This is a genomic window from Thermomonas mangrovi, assembly GCF_028201335.1.
Classification (GTDB): domain Bacteria; phylum Pseudomonadota; class Gammaproteobacteria; order Xanthomonadales; family Xanthomonadaceae; genus Thermomonas; species Thermomonas mangrovi.
The window spans coordinates 1-14,406 of sequence record NZ_JAPEVV010000007.1 but is presented as its reverse complement, the minus strand read 5'-3'; the positions used below and the strand labels follow the sequence as shown (position 1 = coordinate 14,406).

Genomic DNA, 14,406 nt, shown 5'->3' with positions numbered 1-14,406 from the left:
GGGGATGCAATGCGTGGGTCAACCGGCGACCGCGGCGGTGGCCGCGGCAGCACCGGCTTCAGTGGCGGCGGCGGCAGGCGCTTCCGGCGCGACCGGGGCCGCTTCCGGCGCGGCCGGCGGCGCGTGCTTGGCCTTCTCGGCGGCCAGCCAGGCCTTGAATTCGTCCTTGCTCACGGCCTTGACCACGATCGGCATGAAGCCGTGGTCCTTGCCGCACAGCTCGGCGCACTGGCCGCGGTACACGCCCGGCGCCTGGATGTCGGCCCACGCCTCGTTGACGATGCCCGGGATCGCGTCCTGCTTCCAGCCCAGCGCCGGCACCCACCACGCGTGGATCACGTCGTCGGCGGTCAACACGAAACGGACCTTGGTGCCGACCGGCAGCACCAGCGCGTTGTCGACGTCGAGCAGGTAGTGCGGGTCGTCGCCGGCGGCGATCACCTTGCCGCTCTGGCGCAGGTCGTCGCTCTTGCGGGCCAGGCGGCTGGTGAACTCCACGCCCTCGCCCAGGTATTCGTACTTCCACATCCACTGGTAACCGGTGACCTTGACGGTCATCTCGGCCTCGCGGGTGTCGTACATCCGCATCAGGCCGCGGGTCGCCGGGAACGCCAGCGCGATCAGGATGATGATCGGGATCGCGGTCCAGATCGCTTCCAGCTTGGTGCTGTGGGTGAACCCGGTATCCGGCACCGCGCCCTTCGACTTGCGGAACGTGAACATGGCGTAGGCCATGGCGCCGAACACCAGGATGCCGATCACCACGCAGACCCACAGCACGATCATGTGGGCGTCGTAGGCGGCGTTGGCCGTCGGGGTCACGCCACGGCCCATGTTCAGCTGCCAGGGCTTGGGATCGGCGGACTGCGCCAGTGCCGTCGCCGGGAGCGCCAGCGCCGCGGCCAACGCCCATTGCTTGATACGACTCGGCTTGCTACGACCTGCTGCCATCACGTCCAACCCCGTTGCTGAATAGCGGAAGGGGACCCGGGCGCTGTTTTGCGCCGGATCAACCCGATGAGAATCGCGGAATGGTACCGAGGGGGGCTTGCGGCGGCAACCTTGGGCAGCGCCTTCCGCCGCCGCGCGGCCTACACTATGCGCCCCGACAAGCTGCCTGCGGGCGCGATGAGCATCGAATCCGACCCCTCCGCCCCGCCCGGGGCCATGCGCGCGATCCTGGCGCCCGAACTCCCGCCGTCACCGCCCGGCACCCGCGCGGCGATCACCGCCGGCTGGATCCGCGACGAAGCCGCCCACGTGCGCGAGCTCCTGCAGCAGGCCCGGCTGCCGGCCGCCGACCGCGATGCCGCGCAGGCCGTGGCCGCCGACCTCGTGCGCCGGGTCCGCGCCCGCGCCCGCGACCAGGGCGTGGTCGAGGCCTTCATGCGCCAGTACGACCTGGGCAGCGAGGAAGGCGTGCTGCTGATGTGCGTGGCCGAAGCGCTGCTGCGCATCCCCGACCAGGGCACCGCCGACGCGCTCATCCGCGACAAGTTGGGCGATGCCAACTGGAAGCGCCACCTCGGGCAGTCGGACTCCGTGCTGGTCAATGCCTCGACCTGGGGCCTGATGCTGACCGGCAAGCTGGTCGACCTGGCCGACGACACCAGGCGCGACGTGCATGGCGCCTTCCAGCGCTTGGTCGGGCGCGCCGGCGAGCCGATGATCCGGCTGGCGGTGCGCCAGGCGATGAAGATCATGGGCCACCAGTTCGTGCTCGGCCGCAGCATCGACGAGGCGCTGGCGCGCAGCCGCAAGGGCGACAACGCGGCCTACCGCTATTCCTTCGACATGCTCGGCGAAGGCGCACTGACCACCAAGGACGCGCAACGCTACCTCGAGGCCTACCGCCAGGCGATCCATGCGATCGGCAGCACCGGTCCGTTCAATGATGTGTTCGCCGCGCCCAGCATCTCGGTCAAGCTGTCCGCGCTGCATCCACGCTACGAGCACGCCAAGCGCGCCCGCGTGCTGGCCGAACTCGGCGCCGGGCTGCTGGAACTCGCGCAGCTGGCGAAGTCGTACGGCATCGGCCTGACCATCGACGCCGAGGAAACCGACCGCCTGGAGTTGTCGCTGGACCTCATCTTCCAGGTCATGGCGGATGCATCCCTGCGCGACTGGAACGGCTTCGGCATCGTCGTGCAGGCCTACCAGAAGCGCGCGCCGTTCGTGATCGACCACATCGCGCACATGGCCGCGCAACTCGGTCGCCGGATCCCGGTGCGGCTGGTCAAGGGCGCCTACTGGGACGCCGAGGTCAAGCGCGCGCAGGTGGAAGGCCAGGCAGGCTACCCATTGTTCACCCGCAAGCAGAACACCGACGTCAGCTACCTCGCGAACGCCCGTCGCCTGCTGGATGCCGGCGATGCCGTCTACCCAATGTTCGCGACCCACAACGCGCAGACCATCGCCACCGTGCACCGGATGGCGCGGGCGATGCGCGGCCGCCGCGACTTCGAGTTCCAGAAGCTGCACGGCATGGGCGACGACCTGTATGCGGAGGTGATCCCGGCCGACCGCCTCGACGTGCCCTGCCGCGTGTATGCGCCGGTCGGGTCGCACGAGGACCTGCTGCCCTACCTGGTGCGCCGACTGCTCGAGAACGGCGCCAACTCCAGCTTCGTCAACCGCATCACCGATGCGTCGATCCCGGTCGAGGAACTGGTCCGCGACCCGGTCGAATTCGTGTCGGCGCTCGAGCACATCCCGCATCCCCGCATCCCGCTGCCGGTCGACCTGTACCGCAGCCAGGGCCAACCCCGAGGCAATTCCATGGGCATCAACCTCGCCAACGACGACCAGCTGCGCGCTCTCGCCGGCGCGCTCAACCAGGCCGGCGCCGGCACCTGGTCCGCCGCGCCGCTGGTGCCCGGCGCCACCGCGACCGGCGAGCGCCTCGCGGTGACCAACCCGGCCGATCGCCGCGAAGTGGTGGGCCACTGGCAGCCGGCGGACGCCGCCACCGTGGAACGCGCGCTGGCCAACGCCGTCGCGGCGCAGCCCGCCTGGGACGCGATGCCGGCGGCCTCGCGCGCGGCGATCCTGGAGCACGCCGCCGACCTGATGGAAGCGCGGATGCCGCTGTTCATGGCGATGTGCACCAAGGAAGCCGGCAAGACCCTCGCCGACGGCGTCGCCGAGGTCCGCGAAGCAGTCGATTTCCTGCGCTACTACGCCCTGCAGGCGCGCGAGCATTTCGCGCCGATGGCGCTGCCGGGCCCCACCGGCGAATCCAACCAGCTGCAACTCGCCGGTCGCGGCGTGTTCGTGTGCATCAGCCCGTGGAACTTCCCGCTGGCGATCTTCGCCGGGCAGATCGCGGCCGCGCTGGCCGCGGGCAACAGCGTGATCGCCAAGCCCGCCGAACAGACCAACCTGGTCGGCTTCGCCGGCGTGCAGCTGTTGCACGAGGCCGGGGTCCCGAAGGACGTGCTGCAGTTCGTGCCCGGCGACGGCGCCACCGTCGGCGCGGCGCTCACCCGCGACCCGCGCGTGGCCGGCGTGGCCTTCACCGGTGGCACCGACACCGCGCGCCTGATCAACCGCGCGCTGGCCTCGCGCGACGCCGGCCCAATCGCCACCCTGATCGCCGAGACCGGCGGCCAGAACGCGATGATCGCCGACAGCTCGTCGCTGCCGGAGCAGGTGGTGAAGGATGCGCTCTCGTCCGCGTTCACCTCGGCGGGCCAGCGCTGCTCGGCCGCGCGCGTATTGCTGGTGCAGGACGACATCGCCGACAAGGTGGTCGGCATGCTCGCCGGCGCGATGGCGGAACTCAGCGTCGGCGACCCGGGGCTGCCGTCCACCGATGTCGGCCCGGTGATCGACGCCGACGCCCGCTGCGTGCTCGACGAACATGCACGGCGGATGGATGCCGAGGCCAGCCTGATCGCGCGCGCCAGCCTGGGCGACGACACGCGCCACGGCACCTTCTTCGCGCCGTCGGCGTGGGAACTGCGCTCGATCGCCCAACTGGCCAGCGAGAAGTTCGGCCCCGCCCTGCACGTGGTGCGCTGGAAGGCCGACGAGCTCGACGCGGTGGTCGATGCCATCAACGCCACCGGCTACGGCCTGACCCTGGGCATCCATTCGCGCATCGACGCCACCATCGACCGCATCGTGCAGCGCGCGAAAGTCGGCAACATCTACGTCAACCGCAACCAGATCGGCGCGGTGGTCGGGGTGCAGCCGTTCGGCGGCCAGGGCCTGTCCGGCACCGGCCCGAAGGCCGGCGGCCCGCATTACCTGCCGCGCTTCGCCACCGAGAAGACGGTGACCGTCAACACCACCGCAGCCGGCGGCAATGCCTCGTTGCTGACTCTGGGCGACTGATCGCGCGCCGGACCCGGCCGCCGCGTCGCCCGGCGCGACCGGCCCCGCAAAACAAGAAGCCCCGCTTGCGCGGGGCTTCCTGCTTCAACGCTGGATCGTTGGATCAGAAGCGGTACTGCGCCGACACGCCGAACAGGTTGGCGTGGCCGCTGAACTCGCCGACCAGGGTCGAGGTGTTGCCCGCGGCGGCCTCGACCGGCAGGTCGATGCTCGGGGTGTCGATCTCGATGCGCTGGAAAGCGGCATCGATGCTCAGGTTCTGGCTGACGTTCCAGGTCGCGCCGATCGAGTACAGCTTGCGGTCGTTGTCGGGCAGGCGCGGGGTGCGGTGAGTATCGTTGGTCGGCGACTCATCCATGCCGAAACCGCCACGCAGGGTGAACGCGTCGCTCAGGTCGTACTCGGCGCCGATCGAGAAGAAGTCGGTGTCCTTCCACTTGAACTCTTCCTTGCCCACGACCGTCCCCGTGTCTCGCTTGATGGTGACGTTCTGCAGGGAACTCCAGCCCGTCTGCTGGTAGTCCGCCAGCACGCGGAAGTGATCGGTGATGCCGTACTTCACGCTGAGCGTGGTGATGCTCGGGGTGGTCAGCTTGGCGCCGCCATCCCCGTCCTTGAAGCGCGGGTCCGCGCCCAGGATCGCCGGGACGTTGGTGAAGTCCAGGCTGCCGCTGAGGTTGTGGCTGATCTCCGAGCGGTAGCTCAGGGCAACGGCGAACTGATCGCTCGGAGCGACCTGCATGCCGAAGATGTAGCCGATGCCGGTGTCGTCGCCATTCACCTCGAAACCGCCATCCAGCTGCTGCGGCTTGAACGGATAGTTCGGGTTGAAGCAGTTCAGCGGGTTCGACGACGCGCAGATCGCGGTGCCGAAATCGATCGCCTTGCTCAGGGTCGCCTCTGCGCGCTCGTATACCAGGCCGAAGCCCAGCGACACGCCATCGGTCGCCTTGAACGCGACCGACGAGGTCAGATCGACGATCTTCACGTCGGAGGTCAGCGCACGGTAACGGCCGACCCAGCCCGCTTCGTACTCGGTCTTCAGGCCGAACGGCGCACCGATCGAGAAGCCCAGGGTCATGCCCTCGAGCGCGCCCTTCATCGGGATCACGACCGACATGTTCGGGACCAGGGTTGCATCGCCAGGGTCGCCGCCGTCACCGCCGGTCAGCGGGAGCAGGGGCGAGCCCAGCACGTTGCCGCCGCCGTCGAACTTGGCGGTCAGGTCGATCACGGTCAGATCGGACTGCACGGTGATCTTGTCGAGGTTGGTCATCGCGGCCGGGTTGAGGGCCACGTTCGATGCATCCTTGCCGACGATGCTGCCGGCGTTGGACTTGCCGAGGTTCTTGACGCTCTGCTCGCGCAGCTGGAAGCCGGACGCGGCGGCCTGGCCGGACGCGAGGGTGCCGAGCACGGCCAGCGCGAGGGCAGTGGCCTTGAAGCGGCGGGTCTTGGTATTCATGCGGGATCGTCTCCGATACAAGTCTGCAGGGACTCTGGTTGTTGTATGCCGGCACGCGGATCAGGTCCTGCGTGTCGTCGCAGCGCTGCGCGTATCGGGACTCTGCGCATGCAGCCCTCCCCCGACGTACGACGCCGTATGTACTATAGCGCGGAATTTAACCTGCCGCTAACAATCGGGCGCCTGGCGCTGCCGTAGGGTCTTCGCATGTTCGTCGGCATCGCCACCCGCAAGAAGCACCGCCTGCGCTGGGCGAACCCCCTGCTGTTCGCGACCCTCTGGCTCGCCTATCTCTGGGGCGCGACGCGGGCGCCGGATCTCCGCCACGGCGCGGAACTGGATTGGGGCGTGCTGTCCGGCGGCCTCGATTCGATCGCCGCCTGGCGTGCTGCCTTGGTCGACGGCAGCGTGCTGCGGCTGTTCTCCGGCCTGTTCCTGCACGCGGACTGGATCCACCTCACCGGGAACCTGGTGTTCCTGCTGATCTTCGGCCCGCCCGCGGAGCGGATCATGGGCGGGATCCGCTTCCTGCTGCTGTTCCTGCTCGGCGGCGCCGTCGCGAACCTCGCGGCGGTCCTCGCGATCAGTACCCCCGACAACATCATCATCGGCGCCAGCGGCGCGGTGTCCGCGGTGATCGGGGCCTACCTGGCGCTGTTCCCCGGCGCGCGCCTCGGGGTCGTGCTGCCGCTCGGGCTGTTCCTGCAGTTCGTGCGCGTCCCCGCCTCGCTGCTGATCGGCCTGTGGGCATTGCTGCAGATGGTGTTCGCCTACAGCGGGCCGAGCTTCGGCGCGGTCGCGTGGGCCGCGCACCTCGGCGGCTTCTGCTTCGGCATCGTGTTCGCGCTGGTCACGCGGGCGGCCATCGCGCGGCGCCTGCGCAGGAACCGCGGCTACTGAGGCTTGGCCGCCGGCTTGGCGACGGGCTTCGGCACCGCGATCGCCGCAGGCACGCCCGCCATGCGCTTCAATTCGGCCAGCGCGGCGTCGATCGGTTTCTGCCCAGCCAGGACCTCGCCGGCGTTGTCGCCCTCCAGCATGTCCTCGGCCTCGAGGTGGCGCGGAAGCGCGGCTTCGCTCACCGGCGCGGGGCGCTTGTCGCCGGCGTCGGCGCGCAACACGAGGTCGGGCTCGATGCCGCGCGCCTGGATCGAATGTCCGCTCGGGGTGAAGTAGCGGGCCGTGGTCAGCTTGACCGAATCGCCATTGTCCAGCGGCAGCAGGGTCTGCACCGAGCCCTTGCCGAAGGTGCGGCTGCCGACCACCCGTGCACGCTTGTTGTCGTGCAGGGCGCCGGCGAGCACCTCGGAGGCGCTGGCGGAGCCGGCATCCACCAGCAGCACCACCGGCGCGCCCTTGAGCCGGTCACCGGGGGTTGCATCGAAGCGGGTATCGCCGATCGCCGCGCGCCCCTTGGTGCTGACGATGCCGCCCTTGTCCAGCAATTCGTCGGCGATCTGCACCGCACCCACCAGCAAGCCGCCGGGATTGCTGCGCAGGTCGATCAGCAGGCCGCGCAGCGGCGCGTCCTTCTGCAGCGCGTCGAGCTGGCGGATGAAGTCCGCCGCGGTCGAGGACTGGAAGCTGGCGATGCGGATGTAGCCGAAACCGGGCTCGAGCAGCCTGGACCGCACGCTGGTGGTGCGGATAGTATCGCGCACCATCACCACGTCGAAGGGATCGCGCACGCCTTCGCGGACCACCTTCACGGTGACCTTGGTCCCGGCCTTGCCACGCAACGGTGCCGACAGGTCGCCATCGCCCGGCGCATCCAGTGCCTTGCCGTCGATCGCAATGATCCGATCGCCGCTGCGCAGGCCCGCGCGCTCCGCCGGGCTGTCGTCGAAGGGGGCAATCACGCGCACGCCGCCTTCCGGCAGCTGCTGCAGCTCGACACCGACCCCGTCGTAGGCACCTCGGGTCATCTCGTCGAATTCGTCGGCGTCAGACTTGGCGAGGTAGGCGCTGTGCGGATCGAGGTCGAGCAGCAGCCCGCGCACCGCCGACTGCATCAGCGCATGGTCGTCGACCGGATCGACGTAGGCCTGCTTGATCGCGTTGTAGACCGTGACATAACGACGGATCTCGTCGAGCGGCACCTTCGCGGCCTTGCTGTCTTCGGCCTCCTGCGCTGCTTCCGCCGGGGCCGCGGGGTCGGTCGACTGCGCCTGCACGGGCAGCGCGCAGGCCGCACACAGGGCCAGGCTCAACAAGGTCTTCGGCATCGCCCGCATCGATCGCTCCATCGGTCTTCGGGGGTAGGACAGGCTGCGGCGCGCGGGGTTCCGCGCCACCCGTGCATCATGCACGGATGGCGGGCCGCCGGCATCGCCTCGGTCACTGGCGGGTCAGCCAGCCCGCCGGGTTGACCGGCGCACCGTTGCGCCGCAACTCGAAGTAGAGCGCCGCCATCTCCTGCCCGCCCGAGGTGCCGACCGTCGCCACCGGGTCGCCGCGCCTGACCGGCGTGCCCGGATCCTTGAGCAGGCCGTCTGCGTGCGCGTACAGGCTCATGTAGCCGTTGCCGTGGTCGACGATCAGGATGTTGCCGTAGCCGGTCATCCAGTCCGCGAACACCACGGTGCCATCGGCGACGGCCTTGATCGCGGTGCCCGCCGGCGCGGCGATCAGGACGCCATCGCTGCGACGCCCATCCGGCAGGCGCCCGCCGAACGAGGCCAGCAGGTTGCCGGCGACCGGCCAGCCCAGGCCGCCAACCCGCAACGGTGGCGCACTGGCCACGGCCGGCCGGCGCTTGCCTGCATCGGTGCGGCGCGCGGGGTCGGCATCGGTGCGCGCCTTGGCGCGGGCGGCATCGCGCGCGGCACGGGCCGCTGCGGCACGCAATTGCGCGAGCAGGCCCTGCAAGGCCTTCGCATCGCGGCCGAGCGCCTTCTCCCGGCTCGCGCGATCCTTGTATTGCTGGTCGATGCCGGCGAGCAGGCGCGCGCGCTCTTCCCGGGCGCGCTGCAACGATGCAAGCTGCGCGGCCTGCGCCCGCGTGGCCTGGTCCAGCGAGGCGCGGCGTTCGGCGATCTCGCGCTGCACCGTGTCCAGCCGCTGCAATTCCGCCGACAGCACCCGCAGGCGTTCGACCTGGCCGCGTTGCAGATAGCCCTGGTACGCTAGGGCACGCTCCGCCTCCGCCACCCGGTCCTGCGCGAGCAAGGCTTTGAGCGGCGCGGCCTGGCCGGCCACCTGCGCGGCACGCAGCAGGCGCGCCAGCTCGGCGCGCTTGGCGGCTTCATCCCGCGCAAGACGCGCCCGTTCCGCCTGCAGTTTGAGCAGCGCCGCGTTGTCCTGGCGCAGCGTGTCCTGGGTCTTGCGCAAGGTCCGCTGCACGCCGCCCACCTGTTCGTCGGCCTGGCGCAAGGTGCGGCTGGCTTCGCCGCGCTGCCCCTCGAGCTTGCGGCGCTCCGCGGCCACCGATTTCAGTTCGGTCTGCACCTGCTTCAACTTGCGCTCGGCATCGTCGCGCTCTTGCGCAGCCGCGACGCCGACGGCGACCAGCAGGCAGTACGCGAGCAGGAGCGGCCGCGCTCGCATCACGCGGGCTGCAACAGGCTCTGGCCGGTCATCGCCGCCGGCTGCGGCAGGCCGAGCAGGTCGAGCAGGGTCGGGGCGATGTCGCGCAGCGCCCCACACGCGCGCAGCGTGGCCGTGCGCGCCCCGACGTACACCAGCGGCACCGGGCCGACCGTGTGCGCGGTATGCGGCTGGCCGGTCTCCGGGTCGCGCATCAGTTCGAGGTTGCCGTGGTCGGCGGTGACCAGCAGCGCGCCGCCGACCTCGCGCACGGCCCGCTCGACCGCGCCGATCGCCACGTCCACCGCCTCCGCCGCGCGGATCGCCGCCGACAGCACGCCGGTGTGGCCGACCATGTCCGGGTTGGCGATGTTGCAGACGATGGCGTCATGCCGCTGGTGCGAAATCGCATCGACCAGCTTGTCGGTGAGCTCGGGGCAGCTCATTTCCGGCTGGAGGTCGTAAGTCGCGACCTTCGGGCTGGGCACGAGGATGCGCGACTCGCCGGCGAACTCCGCTTCGCGGCCGCCGCTGAAGAAAAAGGTCACGTGCGCGTACTTCTCGGTCTCGGCGATGCGCAACTGGCGCAGGCCCGCTTGCGCCAGCACCTCGCCGAAGGTATCGCACAGGTCGTCCGGCGCGAATGCCAGGGCGGCACCGAGCCGCGCGTCGTATTCGGTGAGGCAGACGAAGCGCGACAGCGCGGGCCGCCGCGCGACGAATCCGTCGAACGCGGGATCTACGAACGCCGCCGCCAGCTGGCGCGCGCGGTCGGCGCGGAAGTTCATGAACACCACCGCATCGCCATCGCGCATCGGCGCGCCGCCATCGACCAGCGTCGGCGCGACGAATTCGTCGGTCTCGCCGCGCGCGTAGGCGGCCTGCAACCCGGCCACCGCGTCCGGCGCCGCGTGTTCGGCGACGGCATCGACCATCGCGTCCCAGGCGCGATGCACACGCTCCCAGCGCTTGTCGCGGTCCATCGCGAAATAGCGTCCGCCGATGGAGGCGATGCGCGCATTGCCGAATCGCTCGCACGCCGCCTGCAGCGTGCGCAGGCTGGCTTCGGCCGATTGCGGCGGGGTGTCGCGCCCGTCGAGGAAGGCATGCACCGCGACCCGCGGCACGCCGGCGCGATGCGCCAGTTCCAGCATCGCGAACACGTGTTGCTCGTGGCTGTGCACCCCGCCCGGCGAGAGCAGGCCCATCACGTGCAGGGTGCGACCCTCCGCCTTCGCCGCCTCGCAGGCCGCGCGCAACTCCGGGTTCTCGAAGAAGCTGCCGTCCTCGATCGCGGCATCCACCCGGGTTAGGTCCTGGTACACGATCCGGCCGGCACCAAGGTTCATGTGCCCGACCTCGGAATTGCCCATCTGCCCGTCCGGCAAGCCGACATGGCGGCCCTCGGTGTGCACCAACGTGTGTGGACAGGTCGCCCACAGGCGGCGCCAGTTGGGGATGTCGGCCAGCGCGAGCGCGTTGTCCTCGATCGCCTCGCGGTACCCCCAGCCATCCAGGATCAGCAGCACGACGGGCTTGGGACGGGCGGGATCGGCGTGGGCCACGGGCGGTTCCTGGTGGGGGACGGACACGGATCGCTGCGGACCCGTGCCATTAGTTTAGCGAGGCGCTGTAAACCAAGCGGACGCGCCCTGCATCACAGCCTGCAGCACCCACCGGAGTCCCGCATGAACCGCACCCTGCTCAGCCTGGCCCTGGTCGCCGCCAGCGGCCTCGCCTTCGCCCACGATCCGGCCTCGCCCGGCCGCGACATCGACAAGGTCAACGGCGGCATCACCGCGCAGGCCGGCCAGGCCTACGGCGACCTCAGCACCGTCAACGGCGGCATCGACCTGGAGCGCGGCGCGCGCGCCGAGGATGTCGAGACCGTCAACGGCGGCATCGAGGCCGGCGACGACGTGGCCACCCGCGACGTGTCGACCGTCAACGGCGGCATCCGCTTCGGCCAGCGTGCCCGCATCGAAGGCGGCCTCGAGACCGTGAATGGCGGGATCTACGTGGATCGCGGCGGCAGCGTGCGCCGTGGCGTGGAGACCGTGAACGGCGCGATCGGCTTGGTCGACACCGATGTCGGCGGCGGCATCGAGACGGTCAACGGCGACGTGACCGTCGGCGCGGGCTCGCACGTGAAGGGCGGCATCCACGTCGAAAAGCCCACCCAGATGGGCGTGCGCTGGGGCAAGCAGCGCGTGCCGCGGATCGTGATCGGGCCGGACGCGGTGGTCGATGGGCCGTTGGTGTTCGAACGCGAGGTGGTGCTGTACGTCCACGCCAGCGCCCGCACCGGCGCCATCACCGGCGCGACCGCCCGCCGCTACGACGGCGACCGCCCGCCGCGGGATTGACCGCGGCATGGCTAGAATCGCGGGACGCCAGAACGGAGTCCCGCGATGCGCCACCCTGCACCCCGCCTTGCCCTGGTCGCCTCGGCGCTGCTCGCGCTCGGCGCCTGCACGCCACGCGGTGACGACAGCGCCCCCGCGGCCGACGCCAAGGATCCCGCCGCCGCGCGCGTCGCCCCCGCGACCGTGCATGCGTTCAAGGACGGGATCGATGCCGCCGACTTCGCCGAGCATGTCGAACACCTGGCCTCCGACGATTTCGGTGGACGCGGCCCGGGCAGCGCCGGCGAGGACAAGACGGTCGACTACATCAAGTCGCAGTTCGCACGCATCGGGCTGCAGCCCGGCAACGGCGGCGACTGGTTCCAGACCGTGCCGATGGTGGAAACCACGGCGGACGAGGCGGCGACGCTCGATATCGCGGTCGGCAGCCAGCGGCAGGTGCTCGCGTTCGGCAAGGACATGGTGGTCGGCACCCGCACCGGGCAGCCCGTGGTCAACCTGAAGGACAGCCCGTTGGTGTTCGTCGGTTACGGCGTGGATGCGCCGGAGCAGGCGTGGAACGACTACGCCGGGCTGGACGTGAAGGGCAAGACCGTGGTCATGCTGGTCAACGACCCGGGGTTCCACGCCCGCGATGCACGGTTGTTCGACGGCAACCGCATGACCTACTACGGGCGCTGGACCTACAAGTTCGAGGAAGCCGCGCGCAAGGGCGCCGCCGCCGCGCTGATCATCCACGACACCGATGGCGCCTCCTACGGCTGGGACGTGGTGCGCAACTCGTGGTCGGGGCCGCAGTACGACCTGCCCGCGAAGGACGACCCGGCGCCGCGCGTGCCAGTGCAGGGCTGGATCAGCGGCGGGGCCGCCGACGCGCTGTTCAAGGCCGCGGGCCAGGACCTCGGCAAGCTGCGCGCGGCCGCCAACAAGCGCGGCTTCAAGCCGGTCCCGCTCGATGCCACCGCATCCCTGCAGCTCAAGAGCCGCAGCGTCGAGAAGCAATCGCGCAACGTGATCGGGATGCTGCCCGGCAGCGAGGCGCCCGAGGAGGCCATCGTCTACATGGCCCACTGGGACCACCTCGGCACCCACGAGGGCGAGGCTGGCGACAACATCTACAACGGTGCGGTCGACAACGCGACCGGCATCGCCGGCATCCTCGAGATCGCCGAAGCCTTCCGCAAGGCGCCGACCCCGCCGAAGCGCTCGGTGCTGTTCCTGGCGGTCACGCTGGAGGAGTCGGGCTTGCTCGGCTCGAAGTACTACGTCGCGCATCCGGTCGTGCCGCTCGACAAGACCGTGGCCGTGTTCAACCTCGACGCGCTCGCCCCCGTCGGCCGCGCCCGCGACCTCACCGTGGTCGGCAAGGGCAGCTCGCAGCTCGAGGACCTGCTGAAGGAGGTCCTCGACCGGCAGGAGCGCCACGCAGAGGCGGAGGACAACACCGCGGCGGGCTACTACTTCCGCTCCGACCATTTCAACTTCGCGAAGGCCGGCGTGCCCGCCCTGTACATCGACAGCGGCATCGACCTGGTCGAAGGCGGCAAGGCCGCGGGCCAGGCCGCAGGCAAGGCGTACACCGAACAGCGCTACCACAAGCCGGGCGACCAGTACGACGCGCAGGCCTGGAAGCTCGATGGCATCGTGCAGGACCTGGGCACGGTCTACGACGTCGGCGCGAAACTCGCCAACGATGGGGCATGGCCGAACTGGTACGACGGCAATCCGTTCAAGGCGGCCCGCGACCGGCAGCGCCCGGCGGCGACGCCCTGATCCTCGAATGGCGTCGCCGGTCCCGTCTGGCTGGCGACGCCCGGTGACGGATCGGCTACGCTCGGGACTCCCTTCCCGGCAGGTCGAATGCCATGTCCATCGCCTATTGGTGCGTCCTCATCGCTGCACTGCTGCCCTACGTCTGGGTCGGTTTCGCCAAGGGCGGTGCCACCGACTACAACAACAAGGATCCCCGTGGCTGGGTGGCCAAGCAGCAGAGCTACCGGATCCGCAATGCGAATGCAGCCCACCTCAACGCCTTCGAAGCGTTCCCGCCCTTTGCGATCGCGGTCCTGATGGCGCAGTTCACCCAGGTCGACGCACAGCGCGTGGCCTGGCTGGCGATGGCCTTCATCGCGTTCCGGCTCCTGCACGGCGTGTTCTACCTCACCGGGACGCACCTACTGCGCAGCCTGGTGTGGTTTTGCGGACTCGGCTGCGTGGCGGCGCTGATGGTGATGTCGGCGCTGCGGGTCGGGGGTTAGCCATATCGCGTGATTATCCGCCGGGCTACTAGCGGCCTTTTTGAGTTTCTGGCAGGGGGCAGGCACCGCCGAAAGATTTTGCAATTGGATGCGAGTAACCCTCCACGTGCTACGACCGCACCCGATTACGTCTGATCCGTAGCGTTGTCGTGATATTGGGTTGGATATTGTTGGAAGCGCGATGGGGATGGGATCGCCTAAAGCACTACCCCCGGCCTTGAGGGCTGGGGGGTGTTCGGTTTGAGAAAGGCCTTGGCGATCCTCGAGCGGTAAGCGAGGCGAGTTGCAGTCCGCGGCTGCGCGGCGCACCGCCATGGGAAGGGAGTATCTGTTCTGCAAGCCCCGGGCTGGCAGTCCATTGCCAGGCGCCATAAAAGACAATACCCCGGACCTTTCGGTCCGGGGTATTGCGTATATAAAGGCCCTGGCGATGACCTGTTGCGGGTCGCGGCTG

At 69.8% G+C, this 14,406-nt stretch carries 10 protein-coding genes; 5 read left to right on the top strand and 5 right to left on the bottom strand.

Annotation, left to right across the window (positions count from 1 at the left end):
• Positions 1-18: 18 nt before the first annotated feature.
• Positions 19-951: a cytochrome c oxidase subunit II gene (gene coxB / locus ON759_RS10365; RefSeq protein WP_271680309.1), complete on the bottom strand. Its 933-nt coding sequence runs from the start codon at positions 949-951 to the stop codon at positions 19-21.
• Positions 952-1,128: 177 nt separating this feature from the next.
• Between coxB and putA the strand changes: the two genes are divergently transcribed.
• Positions 1,129-4,338: a bifunctional proline dehydrogenase/L-glutamate gamma-semialdehyde dehydrogenase PutA gene (gene putA, locus ON759_RS10360; protein ID WP_271680308.1), complete on the top strand. Its 3,210-nt coding sequence runs from the start codon at positions 1,129-1,131 to the stop codon at positions 4,336-4,338.
• Between the two features lie 103 nt (positions 4,339-4,441).
• On the opposite strand, the gene ON759_RS10355 is transcribed toward putA, so the two are convergent.
• Positions 4,442-5,803 (bottom strand): OmpP1/FadL family transporter, encoded by a 1,362-nt coding sequence (locus ON759_RS10355; protein WP_271680307.1) that lies wholly within the window; start codon positions 5,801-5,803, stop codon positions 4,442-4,444.
• A 207-nt stretch (positions 5,804-6,010) separates the two neighbouring features.
• On the opposite strand from ON759_RS10355, the gene ON759_RS10350 reads away from it, so the two are divergent.
• On the top strand, positions 6,011-6,703 hold the full coding sequence (locus ON759_RS10350; RefSeq protein WP_271680306.1) for a rhomboid family intramembrane serine protease: 693 nt from the start codon (positions 6,011-6,013) through the stop codon (positions 6,701-6,703).
• Here the strand turns inward: ON759_RS10350 and ON759_RS10345 are convergent.
• The 3 genes from ON759_RS10345 to gpmI all read right to left on the bottom strand — a co-directional run bounded on the left by ON759_RS10345 (position 6,697) and on the right by gpmI (position 10,893).
• Positions 6,697-8,028 (bottom strand): S41 family peptidase, encoded by a 1,332-nt coding sequence (locus tag ON759_RS10345; RefSeq protein ID WP_271680305.1) that lies wholly within the window; start codon positions 8,026-8,028, stop codon positions 6,697-6,699. The genes ON759_RS10350 and ON759_RS10345 overlap by 7 nt on opposite strands.
• Before the next feature lie 112 nt (positions 8,029-8,140).
• Positions 8,141-9,349 (bottom strand): murein hydrolase activator EnvC family protein, encoded by a 1,209-nt coding sequence (locus ON759_RS10340; RefSeq protein WP_271680304.1) that lies wholly within the window; start codon positions 9,347-9,349, stop codon positions 8,141-8,143.
• Entirely contained in the window at positions 9,349-10,893 is a 1,545-nt protein-coding gene (gene gpmI / locus ON759_RS10335; RefSeq protein ID WP_271680303.1) for a 2,3-bisphosphoglycerate-independent phosphoglycerate mutase, read from the bottom strand. The genes ON759_RS10340 and gpmI overlap by 1 nt, the downstream gene beginning before the upstream one ends.
• Positions 10,894-11,016: 123 nt before the next feature.
• On the opposite strand from gpmI, the gene ON759_RS10330 reads away from it, so the two are divergent.
• The 3 genes from ON759_RS10330 to ON759_RS10320 all read left to right on the top strand — a co-directional run bounded on the left by ON759_RS10330 (position 11,017) and on the right by ON759_RS10320 (position 13,952).
• On the top strand, positions 11,017-11,694 hold the full coding sequence (locus ON759_RS10330; protein ID WP_271680302.1) for a DUF4097 family beta strand repeat-containing protein: 678 nt from the start codon (positions 11,017-11,019) through the stop codon (positions 11,692-11,694).
• A 45-nt stretch (positions 11,695-11,739) separates the two neighbouring features.
• Complete coding sequence (locus tag ON759_RS10325) at positions 11,740-13,467, top strand: M28 family metallopeptidase (RefSeq protein ID WP_271680301.1); 1,728 nt, start codon at positions 11,740-11,742, stop codon at positions 13,465-13,467.
• Positions 13,468-13,559: 92 nt separating this feature from the next.
• Complete coding sequence (locus ON759_RS10320; RefSeq protein WP_271680300.1) at positions 13,560-13,952, top strand: MAPEG family protein; 393 nt, start codon at positions 13,560-13,562, stop codon at positions 13,950-13,952.
• Positions 13,953-14,406 lie beyond the last annotated feature (454 nt).

Coding starts and splice junctions, on each gene's coding strand:
- coxB (WP_271680309.1), bottom strand. CDS start 951: ATGGCAGCAGGTCGTAGCAAGCCGAGTCGTATCAAGCAATGGGCGTTG.
- putA (WP_271680308.1), top strand. CDS start 1,129: ATGAGCATCGAATCCGACCCCTCCGCCCCGCCCGGGGCCATGCGCGCG.
- ON759_RS10355 (WP_271680307.1), bottom strand. CDS start 5,803: ATGAATACCAAGACCCGCCGCTTCAAGGCCACTGCCCTCGCGCTGGCC.
- ON759_RS10350 (WP_271680306.1), top strand. CDS start 6,011: ATGTTCGTCGGCATCGCCACCCGCAAGAAGCACCGCCTGCGCTGGGCG.
- ON759_RS10345 (WP_271680305.1), bottom strand. CDS start 8,028: ATGCCGAAGACCTTGTTGAGCCTGGCCCTGTGTGCGGCCTGCGCGCTG.
- ON759_RS10340 (WP_271680304.1), bottom strand. CDS start 9,349: ATGCGAGCGCGGCCGCTCCTGCTCGCGTACTGCCTGCTGGTCGCCGTC.
- ON759_RS10330 (WP_271680302.1), top strand. CDS start 11,017: ATGAACCGCACCCTGCTCAGCCTGGCCCTGGTCGCCGCCAGCGGCCTC.
- ON759_RS10325 (WP_271680301.1), top strand. CDS start 11,740: ATGCGCCACCCTGCACCCCGCCTTGCCCTGGTCGCCTCGGCGCTGCTC.
- ON759_RS10320 (WP_271680300.1), top strand. CDS start 13,560: ATGTCCATCGCCTATTGGTGCGTCCTCATCGCTGCACTGCTGCCCTAC.